Genomic DNA, 25,425 nt, shown 5'->3' with positions numbered 1-25,425 from the left:
GTTACAAAAAGACTATAGAATATAAAAATAAAAATGTCAAAGAATAAAAGAACAGAATAGTAACCACAAGATTTCCAGCAGAGCAGGATAAGTTGGTCTAATGTTCCTTACGGAACAAAGTCCAACTAATCACACGATTAACACGAGAAAAGAAGAACAGAAAATAGAAATTTTTAACAGGGATTTTAAGAGATTGTATGAGATTCTTTATTTTATAACTGTAAGTTTTTTTGTTATCTTAGAAGTGCCGGTGGAAAGGGTTAGAAAATAGACTCCTGTTTTCAGGTCGTTTGCGTTGAGAGTTGTGGTATAAGTACCTGCAGGTTTTGATTCATTGATTAATGTTTTAACGCAACGGCCGGAAAGGTCGTAAATAGTTAATAGTGTATTAGTATAATAGTTATTCCCTCCTACGGCGGGCAGGCGGGAAGAGGAATTCGGAGGGATGGAATAAGTTATTACTGTTGATTTGATAAAAGGGTTTTCCCGAAATTGGAGCGTAGCGACATCCCGCCCTGGCGGGACCGAAATTGACGATTCTTCTATTCCTATAGTATTATATACTGCAATACCACCAACATAAGCAACAATCCATTTATTATTTCCTTCTACTGCAAGAGCAACAACACTATTATCAGACAACCCAGAATTTGAGGTATTGAAGACAGTCCAGTTAGTACCATCGTACTTCACAAGTCCACCCCAAACACCAATCCATTTATTATTCCCCTCTATTGCAATAGCACGGACTTGATTAGAAGGCAAAGCGGAATTTGAGTGGTTAAAAACCGTCCAGGTAGTGTCGTCGTATTTCGCAAGACCACCATTCAAAGTGCCAATCCATTTGTTATTTCCTTCTATTACAATAGTAGTGACCCAATTATGAGGCAACCCGGAATTTGAGGTATTGAAGACTGTCCAATTAGTTCCATCAAACTTCGCAAGTCCCCCACCACCAGAGTAACCACCAGTGCCAATCCAAATATTACTTCCATCTATTGCAATAGTATTAATAGTATTATGAGGCAACCCGGAATTTGAGGTATCATACACGGTCCAGTTAGTGCCATCGAACTTCGCAAGCCCTCCTTTACCATGAATATCCAAAATACCAACCCAGATATTATTTCCATCTATTGCAAGAGCATTGACATAGTCATCAGGCAAACCTGAATTTGAGGGATTAAATATAGTCCAGTTAGTATCATCAAATTTCGCAAGGCCGCCACCGTCAGTGCCAATCCATTTATTATTCCCTTCTATTGCAATAGCACAGGCACCACTAGAAGGCAATCCTGAATTCCATATATTAAATACAGTCCAGTTAGTACCGTCAAATTTTGCAAGACCATCAGTAGTGCCAATCCATTTATTGCTCCCTTCTATTGTAATAGTATTCGCTAAGTAACAAGGAACCCCTGAATTTGAGGGGTTGAATATAATCCAGTTAGTGCCGTCAAATTTCGCAAGTCCATCTCCGTCAGTGCCAACCCATTTATTATTCCCTTCTATCATAAGTGCGTTGATATTATTAGAAGATAAACCAGAATTTGAGGTGTTAAAGACAGTCCAGTTAGTATCGTCAAATTTTGCAAGACCATTACAAGTGCCAATCCATTTATCACTTCCTTCTATTGCAATAGCCTCAACCCAGTAAGTAGGCAAACCGGAATTTGATGGAGTATAGACAGTCCAATTAGTGCCATCAAACTTTGCAAGGCCACAAGAAGTGCCAATCCAGATATTACTATCTTCTATTGCAAGAGACCAGACCCAGTTAGCAGGCAACCCGGAATTTGACGTGTCATATACTGTCCAGTTCGTACCATCAAACTTCGCAATCCCACTATCGTTAGTGCCAATCCATATATTATTGTTTCCTTCTATTGAAAGAACATTGATCTGGTTAGATTGCAAACCAGAATTTGATGTATCCCACACAGTCCAGTTAGTCCCGTCAAATTTCGCAAGACCATCAGTGCCAATCCAGATATTACTATCTTCTATTGCAAGAGAAGAGACATGGTTGCCAGGCAATCCAGAATTACTTTTATTATAGACAGTCCAATTAGTGCCATCAAACTTTACTAGGGCACCATAATCACTCCCCATAGCACCAATCCAGATATTATTTCCTTGTATTGCAAGAGCAGTAACCATGTTATAAGGCAACCCGGAATTTGCATGATTGTAAAATATCATTTCATTATTGCTTTTATTCATTTTTACGAGTCCACCATAAGTACCAATCCATAGTTCATTGCCGTTATCAGCAATAGCCGTGATCAATTGTCCGTTAGTATAATTTGTCCAGCCGGGGTGCTGAGCATTCGTAATTGCGGTAATAAAAAGAAAAAACATTATTACTTTTAATTTTCCTCCGCCAGAGGCGGATTTCCAACCAAATAATTTTGGATAAAAATCTCTCCCGCAACAAACTCGGGACAAACAATCCCTAATTAAACATAAGGGCTTGTAAGTAATGGCTGATTCCAAAGAGCTTTTAATTGCTTCGCTCAACATTTTGTTACCCCCACTTACAGAAAAAATATATATTAAGCTTACTTTTAGATATTTAAGAGGGAAATTAGAAAAGTCAAGGGGAAAAGTAGATGGGCGTTAATTCATGGTTTCAATTTGTAATAATCCTGTTAATCCTGTCCAAATTGCCTCTATTCTGTTGTCTTTTCTTTGTCTGTTTCTTGCGCAAATCGTGTGAAATCTCGTGGTTCCAATCTGTAATCTTTCGACCTTCTAAAAACGCTTGACTTTTTGAGTTTCTTTATTAAACCATAATTATTATGGAAAAACTAATATTCGGTATTTCAGGAGTAAGAGGAATTTTCGGCTCGTCTCTTACTGAAGAAGTAGGGGAGAGACTCGGAAAAGCTTTCGGGAGTTTCGTTAAAAACGAAAAGGGTAAGAAGATTGTCGTCGGAAGGGACTTGAGAAAAAGTGGCGAATTAGTTAAATCATCTTTTATAAAAGGAATAATAAGTACAGGTTGCGATGTGATTGACCTTGGCTGCTGTGCTACGCCTACTTTGCTGTTTAATATTCAAGCGCTTAAAGTAGATGGCGGGGCAGTTGTCACGGCTTCTCATAACCCTGAAGAATGGAACGGAGTCAAGTTTGCCGGTTCAAACGGATGTTTCCTTAATGCGGAAAATGTAGAAAAAGTTTATAATTTCTATAATAAAGACATATCCGAAAGTTCACAAACAGGAAAAATTATTACCGACAGCGAAGGCACGAAAAGACATAGTTCTGCTGTAATTAGTAAGATAGATAAAGATAATATAAGTAAAAAACATTTTAATATTGTTTTCGACGGGTGCAGGGGAGTTTTGAAAGAAGAAGGAAAACTTTTCCTTGAATCAATAGGGTGTAACGTTATAGAAGAAAACCCCGAAAGGAAACTTGAGCCTCTTGCTGAAAACCTGACGGGACTGGCAGAAAGAGTAAAAAAAGAAAAAGCGGATGCGGGTTTTGCCGTTGACCCTGATGGAGACAGGTTGTCTATCGTTAATGAAAAAGGAAAAGCAATAGGTGAAGAATATACGTTGGCGCTTGTAGGGAACTGGTTGCTTAAAAAAAGAAAGGGAATCGTAGTAACGAACCTTTCTACTTCAAAAATGATAGAAGACATTGCTCTTCAGAACGGGAATACCCTTTTACGGACAAAAGTAGGCGAGATTAATGTCGTTGAAGGAATGAAAAAAATCGGGGCGATTCTGGGCGGGGAAGGCAACGGCGGAATTATAGACCCTGAAATTCAATATACAAGAGACGCAATAGTCGGAATGGGAAGGATATTAGAATGTCTTGCATCTACGGGGGAAACGTTGAGTGCTCTTGCAGAAACAATTCCCGAATATTATATGAAAAAAGATAAGATAATTATAGATGATAAAACTTCCATAGCTCAGCTTTTATCGTCTCTTCCGTTTCCCAAAGAAAAGGAAAATACGGAAGACGGGATAAGAATTGACTTCCGTGATGGCTGGGCTCATATCAGAAAATCCAATACCGAACCCATAGTCAGGATTATATACGAAGGGAAAAGTGAAGCCATAATGCATAAATTAGACGAATGGGTCGCCGTTTTGAAATCTAAGAATATATAAATATAGAAAAAAGTTGACTGAAGTAACTTTATAATTAATATACCACCAATGTTGATACTTTTTATGTTACTTTCATATACTCTGCCTTCTTACGAAGAGCTTGTCTATAGCGTCAAGTATGGGGTAATGACTGCAGGAGAGTTAAGGCTTGAATATAAACAGGATTCTTTAAAAGGTAATTACGTAAGATGCGAGGAAAGAACGAATGGAGTTATGGGTTTTATATTTAGTATTGAAGATTGGTATGAATCTTTTTCGGACAGTAATTTTACGACTCAAAGATTTGAAAAAGACATTAAAGAAGGAAATTATAAAAAACATCTCTCTGTGGTTATAGAAAATGGACAGGCTACTTACCAGGATGGCAAGGTAGTTCCCGTAGTTGACTCCGCAAAAGATATTATAAATATATGGTATTGGCTGAGAACGCAGGAACTTGTTCCCGGTGATACTATTACCGTGGCATTACATGCGGATAAGAAAAATCATAAAGTGAAAACCGTTATAAGAGAAGAAAAGGTAAATGGCAGGAACTGTATAGCGGTAGTTCCGAATCTTACAGGAATAAAAACATTCGGCTCGAAAGGCGGGATTGTTATGTATTATGACGAAGATAGAACCCCTGTTAAATTTACGGTTAAATTCAAATGGGGTGATTTGGAAGTCGAACTTAAAAGAAGAAGTGCAAATTAAGGGGGAAAAATGAAATACCTACATAAACCTGTTTATGCAACTGCCGGATATAATACAATTGCTTTTGGCACAGGAAGAAAAGAATTTAGTCCTAAAGCCTCAAGACCCGGTCTTGAACAGTATATTATGGAAGCCGGAAAAGGGACAATATCTCAAATAAACGACCCTTCTAATATTGACGAAGGCGTTATTTCAAATTTTATGATGGCGCGTTTTAATCATCAGAGCAACCGTCCCGGATTTTTTCCTATGATTCATCCGTCATTAAAATATAAACCCGCAACCGGAGTTGAAGGCGCTTGTGGATCCGGAGGTTTGGGACTTACGTTAGCTGCAAAAGCCGTATTAGCAGGAGTTTCGGATGTTGTTATGGCACTTGGAGTGGAAGTCCAGAATACCGTTAAAGCCGTTTATGGTGCGGATTTTTTGGCAGGAGCTGCTCATTATAACTCTGAAAGGAAAGAAGGACATGCTTTTTTCTTCCCTGCGGAATTTTCTAAACGTGCAGGTAAATACTTTGAAAAATTCGGCAAAGAAAAATCACGCGAAGCTATGGCTTTATGGTATGCTCAGGCAATTGAAAATGCCCGTAAAAATCCTAAAGCTCAGGAACATCATAATGCTATAAAGGATTTGTTTAAAGCCGGTATGACTCCACCAAACCCGGTTGCTTTTTGTGAACATATAAATATATTCGACTGCTCGAAAGTTTCTGACGGGGCATCTTCCATTATATTTGCAAGCGAAGAAGGATTGAAAAAATTGGGAGTATCCAAAAAAGATGCGGTAGAAGTTATGGGATGGGGGCAATGCGAAGACGATATAACTACTCCTCCACCGGACCTTACAAAATTCAAAACCACCGAACAAGCGGCAAATCTGGCATATGAAAGAGCAGGTATTTCCTTTAAGGATATAGGACTTCTGGAAGTCCACGATTGCTTTACAATTAGTGGATTAATATCTATGGAAGCTGTTGGAGCAACTAAATACGGAGAAAGTGCCGATTTTGTAAAAGCAGGAAAAACTCGTATAAACGGAGAATTGCCTACTAATACTACGGGTGGACTTATTGGATATGGACATCCTGTAGGTGCTTCCGGTGTGAGACAGGCTGTTGATATACTTCATCAATTAACCGGAAAAGCCGGCGATTGTCAGACAAAATTTAATCCTACAAAACCTTACGGATTAATGGTTTCTATGGGTGGAAATGATAAAACGGTCATAGCAATGGTATTCAAAAAAGCAGATTGAAAAATTGTTTTTTACTTGACACTAAAGAGTTTTATAATAGTATGAACATACTTTTTTTATAAAGCAAGGAGCTCATAATGAATCTATTATTTTATGTACTTTTAAACACTCAACTTTATACTTCCCCTTTAGAACCTAAAGTTTCCCGGGGATTTTCAGAATGGCTATCTACCAAATCTCAGGATACTAAAGTAAAGGTATGGGTTTTTTATACGGATAAAGGTATAAAAGAAGAAACGGAATATAAAAAAACTATTACAAAGATTGAAACAGCGCTTTCTCCAAAAGTAAGGGCAAATAGACTCACAGTAAGGAAACCGGATATGTTGTGTGATTTTACGGATATCCCTGTTTATAAACCTTATATGGATGAACTGAAAACAATGGGGGGTAATGTAAGAGTTACTTCCAAATGGTTAAATGCATCTACTATTATAATTCCTGTAAAGTTGTTATCTGAAATAGCTAAAAAACCGTATGTTTATAAAATAGAACCTGTCAGGACATTACAGAGTAGTACGGGAACATATGTTTCTGTTAAGAGTGGTACTGGAATAGATTACGGAAGTTCGAAAAAACAACTTGAGCAATTGAATTTGATAAAAGCTCATAATTCGGGTTATACGGGAACAGGAGTTATTTTGGGGATACTTGATACGGGATTTGAATGGCGTAAAAATGAAATACTTGAAGGTATTAATGTAATAGCAGAACGCGATTTTATAGGTAAAGATGATACTACGTCTTATCAGGAAAATCAGATAGATAGCTTGTGGGATGGTGTAAACACTATTATTTATCGCGAAGAAAGTCCATATGGGCAGAAACAGATAGTGCATGGAACTGCTATGTTGTCTTTGCTGGGGGGGAGAGCTTCAAATAGATGTATTGGTGCGGCTTTTGGCGCATCATTTGCACTTGCTAAAACAGAACTTTTATACTCAACTCAAGAAGGTTTTGATTATATAGCTGAAGAAGATTGGTGGATTGCAGGAGCGGAATGGCTCGTGGATAGTGTAGGCGTGAGTATCATATCCAGTTCTCTTGGTTATAGAAGATGGATAAATCCCGGACAGACACCTGCTTATGCTTTTGATTCTCTTGATGGGAAACATTATCCTCTGGATGTATGTGCAAGCCAGTTATGGAATAAAGGAGTTTTGTTGGTAACGGCTATGGGTAATTATTATGTTTCAGGGCCATTGGCAGAGACAGCAGATACTTCTATTGTATCGCCAGCTTCTGCGGATTCTATCCTTGCAGTAGGAGGAGTTGATACGCTTGGAAAATGGGTTCATATGGATAACGGAACAAGTCCGATTACAGGTTCCAGTATAGGCCCAAGAGGTGATGGTGTTATGAAACCTGAGGTATGTGGTCCGTGGGCAGGTAATTATGCTATGCCAGAACCTTTTTCTTATCCCGATTATGATTCTATAGTTGACTACAATGGACGCGGAACATCTGATGCTACAGCTCTTGTTGCAGGTGTTTGTGCTTGCGTCAAACAGGCCTATCCTGATTGGGGACCGATGAAAATAAGAGAAGTGATTATGAAAACTGCAAGTAAAGCTGCTTCGCCAAATGATACTTTAGGATATGGTATAGTAAATGCTTATGATGCAATTAATTATGAGACTCCCAAACCACCGGTATTGCCTCTTAATAAAAATGAAATTTTGATGTTTTCTCCTGCTCCATATAGAGTATCTACGGGAGAAAAACTTCTGATTCATTATCAACTTATTAATGCTTCCTGCCCGCATATTTGGATATATACGGTGTCTGGTAAGAAAATATGGGATAAGGGATCTGATTTAAAAGGAATGGGGAAACATACTGAAGAATGGGATGGAAAAACAAATAACGGAGAAAGGGTTAGCAGTGGAGTATATGTCTGTATTTTAACAACTACTGACGTTGAAGATAAAGATGTGAAAAAATTTGTCGTGATTAAGTAATGATTCCCCGATAGCTCAATCGGCAGAGCGGCTGGCTGTTAACCAGTAGGTTGTAGGTTCGAGTCCTACTCGGGGAGTAAAATTTTGGGGAGATATTTTATCTTTCCAAAATTTTTGCTTTTCATCGCTAACGAGAACCTAATTTGCAATCTGCGAATAGTCAATATGAATAACTCAAACAAAACATCAAGTCAAATCCGGAAAATAAAAAAAGCTTACGATGCTTCGGTTGACCGTTATAATAGCCATATTGAAGATGAAAGCTTATTGCCCGAAGAGTTTAAAGATTCCGAAAGATATAAAAAACTAAAGAAAACTTTACAATCCGTTTCTTTTGATAGTGACAATCCTGAGATAAAAAAATATTTAAACCCGAAAAGTAATATGAATTTCCTGGATGTAGGTTCCTGTGCCAATCTCGTAGTTACACAATTACATCACTGGCCATCAACTTATTATGGCATAGACATCAGTCCAAAGCTAATACAAGTTACCAGGAATTATGTTTTAAGAAATAATATTAAAAAAGTCGGCGGATTGTATGTTACGGAAGTGGCAAAAATGCCGTTCGAAAATAATTTTTTTAATATTTGCGCAGTTATTGGTGTTTTGGAATATTTTGATATTGAATACATCAAGAAGTCATTTAAAGAACTTCATCGAGTTCTGAAGTCTGATGCGAAAATGGTCATTGATATGCCAAATCAAAATCATCCTGATGTTAACACAATGATTGAGTTGGAAGAATACTTGGGTAGACCTCGACATAAACTTCCTACAAATAGACAATTTGAAGAAGAATTGAAGAAATTATTTTTAATCGAAAGAGTTGATGACTCAAAAATAATGAAGGCGTATTTTGTTCGAGCTAAAAAGAAATAAAAAATTATCACAACAAACGGAGGCATAATGAAAGATAGCAAATTGAGTAACGGACTAAAACTAATAATAAGCATAATCGTTTGTCAACTTGCAGGTGTTATCGGTGCAATTTTTACAACCCCCTCAATATCAACATGGTACAGAACTCTGGAAAAACCATCGTTTAATCCACCGAATTGGGTTTTTGGCCCGGTATGGACAACGCTTTTTTTGCTTATGGGAATATCGGCATTCCTTATATGGCGTGAAGGAATAAAAAAATCACAGGTCAGAATTGCACTCGGTATTTTCATTACACAACTGCTTCTTAATATTCTATGGTCTGTTTTATTCTTCGGTCTGAAACTTCCAATTGCAGGGTTTTTTGAGATTATATTATTGTGGTTTGCAATTTTGCTGACAATACTGAGTTTTTTCAAAATTTCAATTCCGGCGGGGATACTTCTAATACCCTATATCCTTTGGGTAAGTCTTGCATCCGTTCTGAATTTTGCACTCTGGAGACTTAACTCTTAGAAGAAATCTTGAGAAAGTAATAGAAATTGTTTCTACTTATTGCAATGCTGCAGAATCTTTTTAATTGCCGCTACAATATCCTCTAAATCTTTTTTGTTTCCAAGCAAAACATAATGTGGCAACCAGACTGCTTCTTTACAGGCTTGTTCACACGCAGGTAAATGGATTTGAGAATACCGCAGACTAAAGTCTGCGGCTACCGGTTTCTCCCCAATTTTGGAGTTGAATGCAGGTTGACGGGTAAGAGGCATTATGTATCCGCCTGATGCAGGAATACCTTCTTCGTTTAATGCTTTTATAAATTTATCTCTGGACATACCATTAAAATGCTTTGATTTATATTTAAATATGTATAGATGATAGGGATGAATAGTTACGTTTTTATCTCTTGCGATAGGCTCAATCCCCTTAATTTGTTTCAACTTTTCTGTAAGCAGTTTGGCGTTTTTTTCTCTTATTTCATTATGCTTTTTAACGCGGGTAAGTTGCGCTAATAGTATAGCAGCCTGGAATTCCGTTAGCCTGCTGTTTCCGCCTAAAGCATAATGCATATACCACGGCTCGCCTTCTTTCCTGCCGCAGTTTACAAGAGATTTACACTTTTTTGCGAGAGTTTCATTATTAGTAAGAATTATTCCACCTTCCCCACATGTCATATTTTTGCTGGACTGGAAACTAAAAATACTTATATCTCCGATTGTGCCGACTTTCTTTTTCTTATATTCTGCACCATGTGCCTGAGCAGCATCTTCTAAAACGGCTAAATGATGTTTTTTGGCGATTTTTAGGATGCTATCCATATCTGCCGGCATCCCACCAAAATAAACGGGAATAATCGCTTTAGTTTTTTTCGTAATTACTTTTTCTATTTCAATAGGGGATATGTTATAAGAGTTGCTTTCAATATCAACGAAAACCGGTATAGCGCCGATTTCTGCTACTGCATAAGCTGTCGCTATAAAAGTATATCCGGGAACGATTACTTCATCGCCGGGTTTAATTCCTAATGCTTTTAGAGCAATCTCAAGCGCTTTCGTCCCGCTGTTAACGCATATTCCAAACTTCGCATCGTGAAATTTGGCAAACTTCTTTTCAAACTCGTTTACCCTGTCTCCGTCAATACATCCCCATTTGTTGCTTTTAAGTGTATCCTCAAGAGCTTTTTGCTCAAGCTTATCATACACAGGCCACGAGGGAAAGATTTTTGTTTTTTTCGATGTTAAATGTTTCATTCGTTAAATACGCAAGCTGAAGCTTGCGGCTACCTATTATGTAGGGGCGTATTGCAATACGCCCCTACATAAATTATTTTCTATTCTAACGGCAACAGCGACAATGCGCTGAAATCAAAAGCTTTAATGTTTATTTTATTATTACTCAATTCTTTTCCTGTTCCACTCTTAATGACTTTTTCATCCCTCATATTTACAAGTTTATATTTTTTGTCGGCTTGCATTGTCAAGGGAAGCAATGTCATTTCTACCGGTTTATCGGTATGGTTAATCATTGCCACTCTTGATTCGTTCGGTAAAGTAGCCATTGCAAAATCCATATCTTTATTCCCGCCTAATATGTCAAAAGGTCGTGCATTGCCGTTTTGTTTCAATGCGTAATCAAAAATATCTCTTACTAAATCCGGCATTACTTCGGATGCCTGGGTAAGACTCAATGCTATTGTAAACACTTTACCTTTGCCGAAATTGTTAAGCATAACTGCAGAACTTCCGTCTTCAAAAACGGCTATCGGTTTAGCAGTTGTCGGTGTCCAGGACGGGGAATTTAGAATTTCAGGAGTGATAGTTGTCAATACGGAATCTCCATTTTTAAGGGTTACGATAGCTTTTGAAGATGATGAAAATAATAAAGATGGGTCAAGCGCATTTTCTCCCGCTTTTATCCTGTTCGCCAATGTTTCTTTCATAATTATGTCTGAATGGTTGGTTAGTTTATTCTCGTTACCTCCGCAAAGGTCTTTCCGAACAAATCTGTCTCCATAAGGAATGTTATGACCGAAGAGTATGACTATCCCACCTTCTTCAATAAATCTCTTCAATAAAATACTGTCCGTTTCCTGCATTCCCGAAACATCCGGTAACACAACTACGAATTTGTTTTTCAAAAGATAATCTAATTGTACCGTATTCAGGTTCATTGGATAGAATGGAGGAATTTCTTCGCCCACGGGTGGAATAAAAGGTATAATGTCAAAAGGAATCCCGAGAGAACGAAGAGCTCCGAATGCCGGTAAAAATGCCTCTCTCCAGTAATGGACACAAAAATCCGTATAAGGATAATAAAAGACGATAGGATTTTTTTTGATATTTGCTATTTTAGAGAAAATCAAGTCGAAATCTTTATATCCTTGTGCCGTAACTTTTATATCTTCTTTTGCCTCTTTTAATCCATCTTTCATATAATTAAATAAATCGTGATACGTGAAGATGGTAATCCCGTCTGTTCCGTAAATGGTAGCAGCGCTCCAGATTTGGGTTATCATGTCTTCTTTGGGTGCAAGATATTTACCTGCTACTGCTTTTTCCGCGGGACCGAATATTTCAAAATGACAGAGCGTAATTTTATTTTTTATTAAATTTGCGCCGTTTGAAAGACAAGTGTTATCTCTTGTGCGGTTAATAGGGAAACAAAGTCTGTTGTCCGTTCGGTAAGATGCCATTACCTGCCCCTGGTAAATAACGACGTCAAGGTTATCTATTGCCGCAAGGTATCCTGCAAGAACCGCATCATTTACATAAGGCGCGCAACCCGTTAATAAAGTAGGTTCAACGGATTTTACGTAATCACAAAATTGTCTCACAAGCAGTGCTAAATCAAGTCCCGAACCTTCCTGTAAACAGTAGAATCCGGCAAAAGACGGATGTTTTGCGTATAGTACCCAGAGTTCGGATATGATTTTCTGCATATTGGCAAACATTTCGGAATAAGGCATTGGACGGCTGAAATCCCATGATATTGAGATTAAAACGGGATAACCTTCCTTATCGCACAAATCAAGAAACATCCCGAGGTAGTCTTCCTTGGAAGATAATTTACAGACTTTGGAAGGATACATAGCCTGTTTTCCGTTAATGATATAGTGCGCAACCATAAAATTACCGCCTATACTTGAAAATCCGTTCAGGTATTCGCTCATATAAGCTTTGGTGTTTTTCTCGGGAACACGTCCTCCTACGATAAAGAAATCTCCTACAATATATCCTGTTATAAAGTGAGCTTTACCTAATAATTTTTTGTCAACGGAAGAATAAACCGTTACATTCCATAAACCTTTACTACTTTCACTTGTCTGTATGGATGCTTCGTATCCCCCTGTTGATTTTGAGAATTCTATTCTTTTTACTCCGTATCCCGGTTCTAGTACGTCTGCGTAAACTTGGGTGCCTTCAGTTAACTCGCCTGTTACTTCTATTTTTACTTTTTCTCCCGGTTTCGGACGTAATTTATCTACGGATATACTAACAGAAGCAAAACTGTTACTTATACATAAGAAAAACAAAGCACTGATGAAAAAAACTTTTCTCATTTCTCCCCCTATATTTTTTATCTAACGACTGTAATATTAAAATCAAAAGTGTCAAATGTTTTTTATGGGATTTAAAATCATTACCAAAAATGAAAATATATGTCTCCCGTTTGTTTATATTAGTTGTGTTTAGTATCCAGAGAATTTGTAGTGTTGACAAATTATTAAATTCGCATTATGAATAAAAATGATAAATATTTTAATGCCAATTAAAATTAAGGAGGATGTTATGAAAAAAATTATATTTCTTCTTCTGATGTTACCGATTTCCGCATTTGCTACGTTTCCCGAAGGACATGAAATTATGGGATTGGGACCTGAAAATACATATCCCATAGTTCCGACAGTGAATGGTGGAAATACTTTTTATTTTCCTGAAGATGCAGATATGATGAGCGGATATGTTTCGTTAATAAAATCATTAGGTGTAAAATATTGTGGTGCTCAGGAGCCGATGCGTTTGGATGAAGACCCTCCTTATTTTGCAAAAGGAGTGTATCAAAGATTGCCTTCACTTGGGGATTCTGGGACGGAAATAGACCTTGATAACAAAAAAATATCTTATGGCCCCGGGAGTTATGCTGATACGATATGGTCACATTGTTGTTACAGACCTGTTTGGAGAAATTTCCTTATTAATTGTATGAAAAGAGCTATAGATGCAGGTTCGGAAGTCGGGGTCTATGATATTGCTCTATTAACTGCTAGTGCTCCTCAATGTTTCTGCCCCCAACACAATGCCGGATTTAAAAACTGGCTTGATAGTAAATATGATTCACTTGAACTTGCAGGTATGGGAATACATAACATAAATACTTTTGACTATGCGGATGCTCTCAGGGACAGCGGCTGGACTGCAAATACTTTTAGAAATGAAATTACGAACAACGGCGGAGAAGGTATATGGTTATGGGATGAATGGCAGCCGTTCAATTATTTTACGATTCAGGATTTCTGGAATTCTCTTTCAAGTTCATTGAAAAATTATTCTGACAGTGTATACGGAAGAACTTTTTACATTACCGGTAATGCATGGGTACAGGATGCCCGTATGTGTCTTATAGACTCTTATATGGATTATGTCTCGTATGAATTTTTCTTTGAGTCCGACTATCCTGTTGAAGCCAATGCGGCGTGGACTTATAAAACTACTCTCAGCAGGGGAAAAAGAGGAGATATCTGGAATAAGCCGACTACTAATGATAATACCGATTTCGCTCCATTATTTATGGCCGAAGCTTACGCTAACGGTGGATTTTATACCGCGGGAGATAATCCTAACCAGAGACATATAGCTACAAAATTAGAACCCATTTTGCAAATGGTAGCTTCCCAACCTTCACTCTTTGATGTTGATGAATACGGTGATTTTGGACTAATATATTCTTTGTCATCATGGAGGCATACTGCTTCGGATTCAAAAGCTTCTTATGAGGGCGCTCATCGTTTATTACAGGATGCTCATATACCTTATGATGTGATATTCGGGGGAGATAATGATTGGGCGGTTGATAGTTTTGCGCAGGGGAAACTTAATAAATACAGAGCCGTTGTGCTTCCAAGAACGGAGTGTTTGAGCAATGCCCAGATAAATATGCTGCTCGCATATTGTAATGCGGGTGGAATTCTCATAGGTATAGGCAATGTCGGGACGAAAAATGAAAATGGAACTTCCGTTACAAGAACTTCATGGCAAAACTTATTCAATGGCAAGATTGTTAATTATGGCTCGGGGAAAGTTATATCCTGGAAAAGTGACATTACTTATGGTTATGAAACGGATACAACTGGCAGAGGGGCTGTATGCAGTAACTTTATTGTAAGAACTGATTCTCTGATGGAAAGATTGGTGTGTACTAATTATTCTTCTTTAGTGCACTTAACAAGATTGGTAAAATCAACGGATTCTTCACAGATAATACATCTTTTGAATTATAACTATAATACAAGTGACAGCAGTATTATTGCCCGGACAAATGATACTCTGGATATTAAAATTCCTGCTTCTATGAAAAAAGATTCTCTTTACGTTCTATTTTATACACCGAGTTTAAATGCCCCGAGAGAACAATCTCTTAATTATACGAAAAGCAGTGGAAGAGTGAAGTTTTGTATCCCAAGACTTGATATATGGGGAATAGTAAAAATAGGTCGTCTTTCAAGTTACGAAGACTGGGTTGGCGTGCCTACACTCTTGCAACCGTCAGATTCATCCGGGGTTGCTTCAAATACGGTTACTCTTTATTGGTCAAAAACTGCAGGTGTCAGCGGAAGCTATAAATTGCTTCTTTCAAAATACAGTGATATGAGCGATACACTTTTTATTGATACTCTTTCGGATACTACTTCTCAGGTAGTCGTTCCTCGTGACGGAATGTATTACTGGAAAGTTGAAGCAATAAACAGTCAGGGGCGTAAAAGTGGATTGCAAGCGCATCCAAACTATTTTGTTTCTCATACCAACTCGGATGATATATGGGGAGAGGTCAAAGGACACTGGACAAAAAGTAAAAGGGATTATATTGTAGTCGGGGATATCTGGTTAAATAGGCTGGATAGTCTTTATATTGACCCGGGTGTTACGATAAAATTTGATGGAAATTATAAGTTTAAAATAAAAGGATACCTTGATGCTGTTGGCACAGAAGATGAACGAATTCTATTTACAAGAAACAGGATTTCCGAAGATTCAAGATGGGGAGGACTCAGGTTTGATGCAACAGAGGCTGCAGGACATCCGAGAGTAAAATATTGCACTATAGAATACGGAAGAGCAAGGGGAAGTTCACCTGACAGAAATGGCGGGGGTGTATATATGTATGGCTCTCCCGTATGGTTTGAAAATAATATAATAAGATTTAATAAGGCAGAAGGTGACGGTGGCGGGATATGTTTTGCTTCAAGTTATCCCAATTCGTTCCTGAAAAATCAGGTATATGGTAATGAAGCAGGCGGATACGGAGGAGGGGTTTATTGCTCGCAGGGTGGTCCTTACGATATTTATAATTCTACAATAGCAAATAATAAAGCGGGATTATATGGAGGAGTATACTCTTATGGGTATAGCATAAGCGCAAAGAATACGATTATTTATCACAATTCCCCGGGTTCTTTTTACTCGTCTTATCCCGATTCATTTACTTATTCCTGTGTTCAGGGAGGACTTATCGGGACAGGTAACATAGACCAGTTGCCTTTGTTTGCGGATACAGCAGACGGAGATTTTTCGCTTGTGGAAACGTCCCCGTGTGTAAATACCGGAGACCCTGATTTCTATCTTATAGACCCGGATGGAAGCAGAATAGATATGGGTGCGGTTCCTTTTAATTGGGGAAGAGCTACTTTTTTACCAACACTTTTGTCTCCTGCGGATTCTTGCCCGGCAAAAAATAATGTAAAATTCATATGGTCTTCTACTGTAAGTTCAAAAGGAAAATATACTTTTGAAATTGCGATGGATTCACTTTTTACAACCGGCATTACGTATGTAGCCATTAAAGATACTACTTTTACTCTTGCTATACCAACGAGCGGACTTTCTTATTGGCGAATTGAGGCTTTCGATTCCATTGCTAGCAAATGGGAAGTGCGTTCAGGTTATCAAGACCATCCTTTTAAGACGTTTATAGATACGTTAAAACCGGCTATTCCGAATTTAATACAACCGGTTAATAGGCTTTTCACAAAAGATACTACCCCGACTTTTGTATGGAGAAAAGTAAACAAGAAAAAATCATTATTGGATAAGGGGTTCGTATCTTCTGAAGAGGAGGCTTCTCCTTCAAACGATATTTTGCCGGTATCTTTATTTTCTAATTCCGCTCCTGTTTTGGCGTCTGTGCTCCCTGTTTCCCATTCCTTCGTTCCACTCAGGACGAATATTTGTCATTCTGAGCGAAGCGAAGAATCTCAACATATTATTCTAGGCAAACTCCGTGAAAAAACAATTCCTCTTAGACAATCGAGAACGTTTGTGACTCCAGTTCAAAACCCGACATTACCTTTAATTCAAAACAAGGGAACTACATATAAGCTGGAAATATCTCCTGATAGTTTGTTTATTTTAAATGTTAGAAGATATACAATAAGTGGCGATACAAACTTTACGATTCCCGATACTGTGGCGCTCAGGGATTCTTTATATTTCTGGAGAGTAGAGGGAATTGACGGTGCAGGGAATCATTCCGGGTTCCAGTTAGCACCTTTCAGGTTTACTATTGATAAAAAATCTCCTGTAGTTGCGATAATATTCCCGGATTCAGGAAGCCATCTTCTCCCTAATGACACTGCTAGAATAAGATGGACTGCAACGGATATTAATGGGATAGATTCTATTTCTATTTTGTTCTCTAAAGATAATAAGGTGACTTTTGATACTCTGATAAGGGGAATTAAAGACTCGTCCTCTTTCAAATGGACGACTCCGAATATAACTGCGGATAGCTGTTATATAATTGTAAAGGCTTATGACCGCGCACTTAATATCGGAGAAGATACGGGAGGACGCTTTAGAATTGGCGTAATAGGAGCGGAAGATAAGGATATTCCGGTTGTCCTTTATTTGAATTCACCTGTTCCTAACCCATCTTGCAAATATGCGGGCATTTCTTTTGGCATACCGGCAGCATCTGCAGATAAGCTTGTAAGCGTAAAGATATATAATATTTCCGGCGCTCTGGAAAAAGTAATCATAAATGACAACCTGAACCCCGGTAGATATGTTATGAAATGGGATAGAAAAGGAAAAAATAATATCCTTGTCGGTAATGGAATATATTTTATAGAAATGAAAGTAGAAGGTTTCAGAAAAGTAAGAAAATTAGTCTTAATCGGGAAATAGAGTATTTCTAACTCTAATTCTTGTGCCTTAGGGGATTATTTTTTATTGGGCTTTTGCATTTATTTTTGAAATTGTTATCTATATTTATGTATAATTTTTGTTCACCTATTATTCCTTTAGCATTTAGGTAAACAAGATACGCGCCTTCTGCAAGTGCTCCTCCAAGAAAAAAAGATAATTGCGCTCCTTCTTGACGTATTAGATGCTTAATTGGAATTAATATAGAATCTTCTTTTATTATACTGTCCTCAGGATATAAAAATAAATTTCCTATATAGTTAGAACAATTTTCATCTATGTTTATTATTATTTCAGGATAATTTACTCCACAGTCAATGTTTTTATCTTTATCTATGAATGAAATTTCACTTATTGAGTAAATTCCTGCCGGGATACAAAAACCAAAGTCTTTATTGGGGTTTAACAAAATACTTATTGTTTTTAATTTCGGATTTACAGTTGATTTTAGGGATATTGCAATAGAAAGAGCTTGTGAATACTCGTCAGGAATTGCTCCACTTATTACTTTTCCTGTCTCGTCAATAAATGTTTCTATCTCATTAAAAAGATAGTAATGAGGCTTAGGATCATAGAATGCTCCTTCTTTATCCGGGTCAAAGTTTACGCCTTTTTCATCATATGAAATTACCTTGCCTTTGATTACTATGAAGTTTCCATTTTCCCATAAAATTAATACAGGTTTTTCTCCTATCCATTTATCTTTGCAGGAATAATAGCCTTCAATACTGGTTAAGCAATCTTGTTTTTTAGAAAGAGGAATAACTTGAGACTTAGTGCAACTTAAAAACAAAGATGTAAATAGAAAAATTATACATACAGGTTTAATAGTTTTGAGCACAGTTACTCTTCTTTTCATTGAATTTAATATCCAAATTAATAGAAAAAATTACCAAGAAGTCAAGTTTATTTTCTTCTTCGAATAATATGTATAGCTAACGATTGATGTTTTCAGTAATTTTGTTGCTCAAATAAAATGTTTTTCAATCTTGAATATTAAAACTGTGCGGAGATAAACCAAATTTCTTCAAATCAATACAATTCTTCTTATCAAAAACTATCCCTTCTTTTTTCAACAATTTCATCTGAAGTTCGTATCCCTTTTTAGGTTTTAGAGATATGCTTCCTTTGCTGCTTACGACTCTATGCCAGGGGAGAGCATATTTCTTGGTAGAAGAATGTAGTATATAGGGAACCTGTCTCGCAGCACGGGAATTCCCTGCTACTAAAGCAACCTGTCCGTATGTAGCTACTTTGCCTTTTGGAATGTCTTTTATCGCTTTTATTACTCTTTGATAAAAAGATTTTTCTTCTGTTTCGAATAGTTCATTTAAATTTTGAATCATTATATTTAATATATTAGTAGAAGTTATAAAATCAAGCATTTTTATTGACTAATTGTAATTACAGAGTAGGTAGTATGCAGTAGATATTAGAAAGGAAACGGAAAAATAAGTTGCTATTATGAAAAAGCAAAACAACTATATTAGTCTTATGAATCGCTCAATCAGAGGAGTTTTTAATAATGCATTAAGAATTTCTCTAAAAAGACCTTCTATGCTTTATTTTGTTTTGCAAACTATTATACGGCAAAGGAAAGCAATAAAATTAAGATTATGTTGGGAAAATAAAGGGTTTCATATTCCTCCGGCTATTATTGCCAGTATTACGGGCAGATGCAACTTAAAATGTAAAGGCTGTTATGCAAAGATTAATTGCAAGCCTTCTACTAAAGAGATGACAACTGAACAGTGGAAAAAATTAATGGAACAGGCAAAAGAACTTGGGATATCAATTATACTGTTAGCGGGGGGTGAGCCTTTTATAAAAAAAGAAATATTAAATATTACAAAGCGTTTTCCTGAAATTATTTTCCCGGCATTTACTAATGGTCTTTTGCTGAATGAAGAAATCATAATGGAATTAAAAAAACAAAAGAACGTAATTCCCGTTATAAGTATGGAAGGGTTCGAAGAAAACACTGATGAGCGTAGGGGAGAGGGAGTTTATAAAAGCATACAAGAAAAAATAAAAGCACTAAACAATAAAGGTATATTTTTTGGTGCTTCTTTGACAATTACAAAAAATAATTTTGATATGATAACGGAAGAGAACTTTATAAAAAAGCTAATAAAGAATGGCTGTAAATTATTTTTCTTTGTGGAGTATGTTCCTATAGAACAGAAAACTGAAAATATGGTTCTTGCTGATGTTCAGAAACAAGAATTGGAAAAGATAATAAAGAGGTTTAATGCTCAATTCAGAGGTATATTTATTGCTTTTCCCGGCGATGAAATAGAGTATGGCGGATGTCTTGCCGCAGGACGTGGTTTTATTCATATCAGTCCAGAAGGCAATCTTGAACCCTGTCCTTTTGCTCCATATTCAGATACGAATTTGAGTAATATATCATTAAAAGAAGCTTTGCAATCTGATTTTTTAAAAAAGGTACGAGAAAATTCCGAATATTTAGTTGAAGGAAAAGGCGGGTGTGCTCTTTGGAATAACCGTGATTTGGTTAAATCTTTGATGAAATAATTGGAGTAAAAACAAGAATTGCAATTATTCTTAGAAAATTTGTCAAATGAGAAGAGAAATCCTTTGACTTTTCGTATGTTATAATATATTTAAATGGAAAATTAATATAGGAGCAAAATGAAAAAATCTATCAAATTATTTCATTGGTTACCACGGATTATTTGTATTCTGGCTATTCTTTTTGTTAGTCTGTTTGCTTTTGATTCTTTTTCCCCGAATCTTACAATCTGGCAGCAACTTTTAGCATTTTTTATGCATCTTATCCCGGTTTATGTTTTAATTATTTTTCTTATTGTTGCATGGAAAAGAGAATTAATTGGCGGGATTCTTCTTGCTTTGATAGGCATTGGGATTACTCCGTTTTTATTTAATTTGAACTATAAAAGGAATCACTTTTCTGTTTTTCAAAGTCTTGGCGTTGTTATGGCAATTGCCTTACCCTTTATAATTGTGGGTATTCTATTCATTGTAAGTTATATTATGAAGAAAAATAATCTTCCGCCGGAGAGTAGAAAATCCAATTAAAAAATGCATTACGTTATTTTATTCAATAGTGTTCACTTTGTTATGAAAGCAGAAAAAGCTATAAAGGAAAAAGGTATTGGAGTCCAACTAATTCCTGTTCCGCGTCAATTTTCTTCTGATTGTGGTATGGCTATAAAAATAAAAGAAGAAAGTATAGAAATTGTAAAACAATTAATTGAAAAAGGCAATTATAAGGTGGAAGGTATTCATAAAATATCTGAATAATATTAGTATTTCAATGTTTTCCCGGATATATTGTAAAAATTATTATGCTTTCACTTATTAAATTATTAATCGTTGTTTTTATTTTTATATTCCTCGTATCCAGAAAATTAAATATCGGATTAATAATGCTTTTTAGTTCATTATTAATGGGAATATTTTTTCTGATGTCTCCTATGAATATTCTTAAAAGTTTTGCTTCCGGGACTTTCAATTTAGACACCTTAAAATTACTCGCTACTGTTTATCTTACCTTAACGTTCGGACATTTTCTAAAGGAATTTGGCTATTTTAATAAAATGAAAATCTCACTTGAAAACTTAATTCATAATAGAAACATTACAATCGCAATTCCTCCTGCTATTGTAGGTTTTATTCCGATGCCTGCCGGTGCAATGTTATCCGCTCCTATGGTTGAAGAAGCCAGCAAGGGGATGAACTTATCGCCTGAGTTAAAAACGTTTATAAGTTACTGGTTCAGGCATCCCTGGGAATATTGCTGGCCTGTTTATCTTGGAATGATTCTTGCTTCAAGTGTTCTTAATATGCCTGTTCGCACCCTTAGTTTAAATCAATATCCGTTATCTATTGCCATTATAGTCGTGGGTATTGTTGTATGTTCTATAATGTTCCCTAAAGAAGCAAAAAACATACCTCAAACTTCCAACTTAAAAACAAAAAAGAGCAGAGATTTGGGAACATTTTTTATCAGTATTTTACCGATTCTTTTGGTTTTTGTGTTTGTGGTTGTTGCAAAATTGGATGTTATTATAGCGCTTGCAATTACCGTAATAATGTTAATTTTCCTACAAAAACCTTTCCCAAAAAATATCTTACCGGGATTAAAATCTGGTTTGTCTTTGGATATAAGTTTATTACTTGTTGCCGTTATGATATTTAAAAAAGTTCTGGAGAATTCGGGAGCGCTTACTTCTATTACTCAATTTTTGGGGAATTCTAATACTTCATCTTTAGCCCTGCTTGCCTTTATACCTTTTATTGTCGGATTTTTAACCGGTGTAACTACCGCATTTGTGGGAATTGCGTTTCCTATGTTGATGCCGTTATTACATAATAACCCGACTTATGTTATGTTTGCATATGCATTCGGATTTGCCGGAGTTTTACTTTCCCCAGTCCATCTTTGCCTTGCAATAACAAAGGAATATTTTAAAGCAAATTTATGGGGAGTTTATAAAATGCTTATACCCTCAACCGCTTTTGTAATGCTTGTGGCTATTGTTATGATAGTGATAAAATTGGGATAAGTAGAATTTTTTCAAGTAAAGCAATAAGATAAAATTGACAAAAAGTTTTAATAAAGTAAAATAGAAACTATGAGATTTTTCCATCAAAGACAGATTCGTTTCTGGCCAAGTATGTTTCGCTTTTCTTTTTGTCTTTTTCTGCTGTTGAGTTTTATTCCTTTTGCATATTCTCAATATTGGGAATTTGGAAAGAACAAAGTTCAATATAAGGGATTTGACTGGAAAGTTGTAGATACTGACGAATTCAGTTTGGTCTATTATCCTGGCGGAGAGGAACTTGAAAAATTTGCACATAACGTAATAACAGAGAATTATGAAAGGTATTGTAAAGCTTTAAATCATAAACCTAAGGGACGGGTTCCTGTTATAATGTATAATTCTCATAACGATTTTGAGCAGACAAATATTACTACTGAAGTAGATGAAAGCGTAGGCGGATTTACCGAAATTTTTAAGAGTAGAGTTGTTGTCCCATTTGATGGTTCTTACGAGGTTTTTAGACATGTGCTCTCACACGAACTTGTGCATGCGTTTCAGTTTAGTGTGTTAAAAGGAGATGGATTTACTCAGGTTCTTGCATTGAAAGTTTCTCAAATTCCATTATGGTATATGGAAGGTATGGCGGAATATTTTTCACTCGGGTGGAATGCGGAAGCAGATATGGTAATAAGAGATGCTTTATATTGGGACAAGATAAGACCCGTAGATAGACTATATGAAATACAGGGGTCATATTTAATGTATAAAGAGGGACAATCAATATTAAACTTTATCGTAAATAGATATGGGGAAAATAAAGTAGGAGAAATATTAAAAAAACAGGGGATAATAGGAAATTTTGAAGGTTCCCTGGAACAGGTTCTTGGGATAGATGAAAAAGAATTAAATCGTTTATGGATGCAAGAATTAAAAACTAAGTATTGGAAAGAATGTGCCGGTAAACTGCCGGTTCCAGAAAACACTAGACAACTTACGGATAGAGATGGCAAATATGCCTTTAATACTAGTCCCGTAATATCTCCGGATGGAAGTGAAATAGCATTTTTTTCTGACAGGGACGATTATGAAAGTCTTTATCTGATGTCCGCAATAAACGGTGAAGTAAAAGCTAAGTTAATAGGAGGCGGAAAAACAGAGGCATTTGAATCATTTCATATTATGCAAGGAGGAATAGGTTGGTCTCCTGATAACCAGAAAATAGTTATGGTTGCAAAAAATGCAGGTAAAGATGTTTTATATATTATGAATTCACATAGTCGTAAGATAACAAAGAAAATTGTACCTGATCTGGATAGAGTCTTTTCCCCGTCGTTCTCGCCGGATGGTAAAAAAATAGCTATAAGAGGAGTAAAAGAAGGTGCTGCGGATATATATGTTATTGATTTGAAAAGTGGTGATATGGAGCAAATTACGGAAGATATGTATGATGATATGACTCCATCGTGGTCGTTGGATGGAAAATATATACTTTTTTCGTCCGATAGACCTTGCGAAGATAGTGTGTGGCGATATGGTTATTATTCAGTGTTTCGTGTAGGTGCTTTTGATAATGTGGTAGAAAAAATGCCTATAGATATGCCCCGGGCAAGTTGTGTTGTATCGCCTATGCAGGTAGTTGGAGATTCAACGGGAGATACATGTGTTTTATTTGTATCAAATTATACAGGGGCAAATAATTTGTTTGTGTTTCATAGTCGGGACAAAAAATTATTACAACTTACTGATGTTATAGGGGGCGTTTTTACTCCATCAGTGACAAAAGACGGCAAATATCTTACATTTTCATTATATTGTAAAGGTGGCTGGGATATATATGCTATAAAGAACCCAACAAGTAAGGGATTTGTAGCTGATTCGGAGAAAGTTTTTTCCTTGAAATATAATATAATTAATAAAGATACGACTCCGGATTCGGGGAAAAAACTTGGCTTAAGGATTACTCCGGATTGGGCAAGCGGGGGATTAGCTTATTCTTCAAGCGGAAGTTCAATATATGCAGAATTTTTGATGTCGGATTGGGCAGGCAACCATCAGCTTTATCTGCAATCCAATAGTCCAGATAATTTATTGGGTAACTTTTATGTGAGTTATTTGTATCGTCCACATCGTTGGGATTATGGAATTGCTTTTGCAAGAGAAGAATATGGGTATTATACCTCTTCTTATTATGAGTGGAAAAAACATAGTGAAACAGGGGGGGCTTTTTTAGCTCAATATCCGGTGGATAAATTCAGAAGAATAGAATTAGACTGGCAGGGCTTTCTTACAGAGGAAGAAGGTTTTCATACGGATGGAATTGCCGATAGTAGTTTGGGGGCGGAGTGGTATTATATTACAGGACCTAGTATTTCTTTTGTTTTGGATAATTCAATATGGAATCAGACGGGGCCTTATAATGGGGAGAGAATGAAAATTTCTTTAAGTAGTAAATTACCATTGGAAGATATGCCGGGGGAGAGATATAGTCGCGCATACAATCTTTATTCAATAGATTTAAGAAGATACTTGAGGATAACAAATAATTTTTCTTTTGCTATGCGATTTATGAACATTGGAATATGGGGAAGAGATGAAATATCTACATATATCACTGATGCAGATTATTTGAGAACGGGATGGGGCGTAGATTTGGTAGAAGGCAAGAATCTTGGACTTTTTAGTATGGAGTTCAGGTATCCTTTTATAGATGAAGTAAAAATAGCTTTTCCATTGCCTCTTATATTGGGTGGAATAAGAGGAGGAACTTTTGTGGATTTTGGTTATGGAAAGGATAATTTTAATTTCAAGGAAATGAAAATCATGCAGAATGGTGAGTTAAAAGATTTGAAAATGAGTTTTGGGACAGGGATAAGAATGAATTTATATCAATTCTACTTAAAGATGGATTGCGCATGGAGTACGGATTTAATGCATAGTATTTCACAACCATGTTATTATATTTCACTTTCCCCGGAGTTTTAACAAATCATAAGTAAGATGCTTGTATTACAATTTTTTACTTTTTCTATGAGTTATTAGAAAAAAACTCTCCTCTAAA

17 protein-coding genes and 1 tRNA gene are annotated in these 25,425 nt (G+C 36.4%); 13 read left to right on the top strand and 5 right to left on the bottom strand.

The genetic code is table 11. The annotated features are described in order from the left end of the window. Window positions 1-207: 207 nt before the first annotated feature. Window positions 208-2,523 carry a two-component regulator propeller domain-containing protein gene (locus WC614_05745; protein ID MFA5032506.1) on the bottom strand — a complete coding sequence of 772 codons (2,316 nt, stop codon included), beginning with the start codon at window positions 2,521-2,523 and terminating at the stop codon, window positions 208-210. A gap of 278 nt (window positions 2,524-2,801) precedes the next feature. Here WC614_05745 and WC614_05740 point away from each other — a divergent pair, with 278 nt between their 5' ends. From WC614_05740 to WC614_05710, 7 genes are all read left to right on the top strand, one after another. Then, window positions 2,802-4,127, top strand: coding sequence for a phosphoglucosamine mutase (locus tag WC614_05740; GenBank protein MFA5032505.1), 1,326 nt, complete (start codon window positions 2,802-2,804; stop codon window positions 4,125-4,127). 48 nt (window positions 4,128-4,175) lie between these two features. Next, window positions 4,176-4,820: a DUF3108 domain-containing protein gene (locus tag WC614_05735; protein ID MFA5032504.1), complete on the top strand. Its 645-nt coding sequence runs from the start codon at window positions 4,176-4,178 to the stop codon at window positions 4,818-4,820. A 9-nt stretch (window positions 4,821-4,829) separates the two neighbouring features. Next, window positions 4,830-6,077: a 3-ketoacyl-CoA thiolase gene (locus WC614_05730; protein ID MFA5032503.1), complete on the top strand. Its 1,248-nt coding sequence runs from the start codon at window positions 4,830-4,832 to the stop codon at window positions 6,075-6,077. A gap of 77 nt (window positions 6,078-6,154) precedes the next feature. Continuing rightward, window positions 6,155-8,038 (top strand): S8 family serine peptidase, encoded by a 1,884-nt coding sequence (locus WC614_05725; protein ID MFA5032502.1) that lies wholly within the window; start codon window positions 6,155-6,157, stop codon window positions 8,036-8,038. A gap of 4 nt (window positions 8,039-8,042) precedes the next feature. After that, window positions 8,043-8,115: transfer RNA gene (locus WC614_05720), tRNA-Asn, on the top strand. An 88-nt stretch (window positions 8,116-8,203) separates the two neighbouring features. Beyond that, window positions 8,204-8,920: a class I SAM-dependent methyltransferase gene (locus WC614_05715; GenBank protein ID MFA5032501.1), complete on the top strand. Its 717-nt coding sequence runs from the start codon at window positions 8,204-8,206 to the stop codon at window positions 8,918-8,920. 27 nt (window positions 8,921-8,947) lie between these two features. Continuing rightward, window positions 8,948-9,436: a TspO/MBR family protein gene (locus WC614_05710; GenBank protein MFA5032500.1), complete on the top strand. Its 489-nt coding sequence runs from the start codon at window positions 8,948-8,950 to the stop codon at window positions 9,434-9,436. Between the two features lie 32 nt (window positions 9,437-9,468). Here the strand turns inward: WC614_05710 and WC614_05705 are convergent, their stop codons facing one another. Then, window positions 9,469-10,668 (bottom strand): DegT/DnrJ/EryC1/StrS family aminotransferase, encoded by a 1,200-nt coding sequence (locus WC614_05705; GenBank protein ID MFA5032499.1) that lies wholly within the window; start codon window positions 10,666-10,668, stop codon window positions 9,469-9,471. A gap of 80 nt (window positions 10,669-10,748) precedes the next feature. Further along, the gene (locus WC614_05700) at window positions 10,749-12,977 is read right to left on the bottom strand and encodes an alpha-amylase family protein (protein MFA5032498.1); all 2,229 of its coding nucleotides are present in this window, start codon (window positions 12,975-12,977) and stop codon (window positions 10,749-10,751) included. A gap of 229 nt (window positions 12,978-13,206) precedes the next feature. On the opposite strand from WC614_05700, the gene WC614_05695 reads away from it, so the two are divergent. After that, window positions 13,207-17,817 (top strand): hypothetical protein, encoded by a 4,611-nt coding sequence (locus WC614_05695; protein ID MFA5032497.1) that lies wholly within the window; start codon window positions 13,207-13,209, stop codon window positions 17,815-17,817. Window positions 17,818-17,830: 13 nt separating this feature from the next. On the opposite strand, the gene WC614_05690 is transcribed toward WC614_05695, so the two are convergent. Both WC614_05690 and WC614_05685 read right to left on the bottom strand, forming a co-directional pair. Further along, the gene (locus tag WC614_05690) at window positions 17,831-18,694 is read right to left on the bottom strand and encodes a hypothetical protein (protein MFA5032496.1); all 864 of its coding nucleotides are present in this window, start codon (window positions 18,692-18,694) and stop codon (window positions 17,831-17,833) included. 124 nt (window positions 18,695-18,818) lie between these two features. Further along, the gene (locus tag WC614_05685; protein ID MFA5032495.1) at window positions 18,819-19,181 is read right to left on the bottom strand and encodes a methylated-DNA--[protein]-cysteine S-methyltransferase; all 363 of its coding nucleotides are present in this window, start codon (window positions 19,179-19,181) and stop codon (window positions 18,819-18,821) included. A gap of 118 nt (window positions 19,182-19,299) precedes the next feature. On the opposite strand from WC614_05685, the gene WC614_05680 reads away from it, so the two are divergent. The 5 genes from WC614_05680 to WC614_05660 all read left to right on the top strand — a co-directional run bounded on the left by WC614_05680 (window position 19,300) and on the right by WC614_05660 (window position 25,349). Next, on the top strand, window positions 19,300-20,373 hold the full coding sequence (locus tag WC614_05680) for a radical SAM protein (GenBank protein MFA5032494.1): 1,074 nt from the start codon (window positions 19,300-19,302) through the stop codon (window positions 20,371-20,373). Window positions 20,374-20,490: 117 nt separating this feature from the next. After that, on the top strand, window positions 20,491-20,898 hold the full coding sequence (locus tag WC614_05675) for a hypothetical protein (protein ID MFA5032493.1): 408 nt from the start codon (window positions 20,491-20,493) through the stop codon (window positions 20,896-20,898). A 3-nt stretch (window positions 20,899-20,901) separates the two neighbouring features. Further along, a complete protein-coding gene (locus WC614_05670; protein ID MFA5032492.1) occupies window positions 20,902-21,123 on the top strand; it encodes a DUF3343 domain-containing protein in 222 nt (73 codons plus the stop codon). 44 nt (window positions 21,124-21,167) lie between these two features. Further along, on the top strand, window positions 21,168-22,388 hold the full coding sequence (locus tag WC614_05665; protein ID MFA5032491.1) for a DUF401 family protein: 1,221 nt from the start codon (window positions 21,168-21,170) through the stop codon (window positions 22,386-22,388). A gap of 69 nt (window positions 22,389-22,457) precedes the next feature. Next, window positions 22,458-25,349 (top strand): hypothetical protein, encoded by a 2,892-nt coding sequence (locus WC614_05660; protein ID MFA5032490.1) that lies wholly within the window; start codon window positions 22,458-22,460, stop codon window positions 25,347-25,349. The last annotated feature ends 76 nt before the right edge of the window (window positions 25,350-25,425 follow it).

It is taken from the genome of bacterium (genome assembly GCA_041649255.1).
GTDB lineage: Bacteria > Hydrothermota > UBA3073 > JACQXS01 > JAQTXJ01 > JAQTXJ01.
Note: the sequence above shows the minus strand (reverse complement) of the source record. Positions and strands in the feature narration are given on the sequence as shown.

What these genes read in the sequence shown, in the direction of transcription:
- WC614_05675 (MFA5032493.1), top strand. Translation starts at nt 20,491, where the DNA reads ATGAAAAAATCTATCAAATTATTTCATTGGTTACCACGGATTATTTGT.
- WC614_05735 (MFA5032504.1), top strand. Translation starts at nt 4,176, where the DNA reads ATGTTGATACTTTTTATGTTACTTTCATATACTCTGCCTTCTTACGAA.
- WC614_05710 (MFA5032500.1), top strand. Translation starts at nt 8,948, where the DNA reads ATGAAAGATAGCAAATTGAGTAACGGACTAAAACTAATAATAAGCATA.
- WC614_05745 (MFA5032506.1), bottom strand. Translation starts at nt 2,523, where the DNA reads ATGTTGAGCGAAGCAATTAAAAGCTCTTTGGAATCAGCCATTACTTAC.
- WC614_05705 (MFA5032499.1), bottom strand. Translation starts at nt 10,668, where the DNA reads ATGAAACATTTAACATCGAAAAAAACAAAAATCTTTCCCTCGTGGCCT.
- WC614_05665 (MFA5032491.1), top strand. Translation starts at nt 21,168, where the DNA reads ATGCTTTCACTTATTAAATTATTAATCGTTGTTTTTATTTTTATATTC.
- WC614_05725 (MFA5032502.1), top strand. Translation starts at nt 6,155, where the DNA reads ATGAATCTATTATTTTATGTACTTTTAAACACTCAACTTTATACTTCC.
- WC614_05740 (MFA5032505.1), top strand. Translation starts at nt 2,802, where the DNA reads ATGGAAAAACTAATATTCGGTATTTCAGGAGTAAGAGGAATTTTCGGC.
- WC614_05685 (MFA5032495.1), bottom strand. Translation starts at nt 19,181, where the DNA reads ATGATTCAAAATTTAAATGAACTATTCGAAACAGAAGAAAAATCTTTT.
- WC614_05715 (MFA5032501.1), top strand. Translation starts at nt 8,204, where the DNA reads ATGAATAACTCAAACAAAACATCAAGTCAAATCCGGAAAATAAAAAAA.
- WC614_05690 (MFA5032496.1), bottom strand. Translation starts at nt 18,694, where the DNA reads ATGAAAAGAAGAGTAACTGTGCTCAAAACTATTAAACCTGTATGTATA.
- WC614_05695 (MFA5032497.1), top strand. Translation starts at nt 13,207, where the DNA reads ATGAAAAAAATTATATTTCTTCTTCTGATGTTACCGATTTCCGCATTT.
- WC614_05680 (MFA5032494.1), top strand. Translation starts at nt 19,300, where the DNA reads ATGAAAAAGCAAAACAACTATATTAGTCTTATGAATCGCTCAATCAGA.
- WC614_05670 (MFA5032492.1), top strand. Translation starts at nt 20,902, where the DNA reads ATGCATTACGTTATTTTATTCAATAGTGTTCACTTTGTTATGAAAGCA.
- WC614_05700 (MFA5032498.1), bottom strand. Translation starts at nt 12,977, where the DNA reads ATGAGAAAAGTTTTTTTCATCAGTGCTTTGTTTTTCTTATGTATAAGT.
- WC614_05660 (MFA5032490.1), top strand. Translation starts at nt 22,458, where the DNA reads ATGAGATTTTTCCATCAAAGACAGATTCGTTTCTGGCCAAGTATGTTT.
- WC614_05730 (MFA5032503.1), top strand. Translation starts at nt 4,830, where the DNA reads ATGAAATACCTACATAAACCTGTTTATGCAACTGCCGGATATAATACA.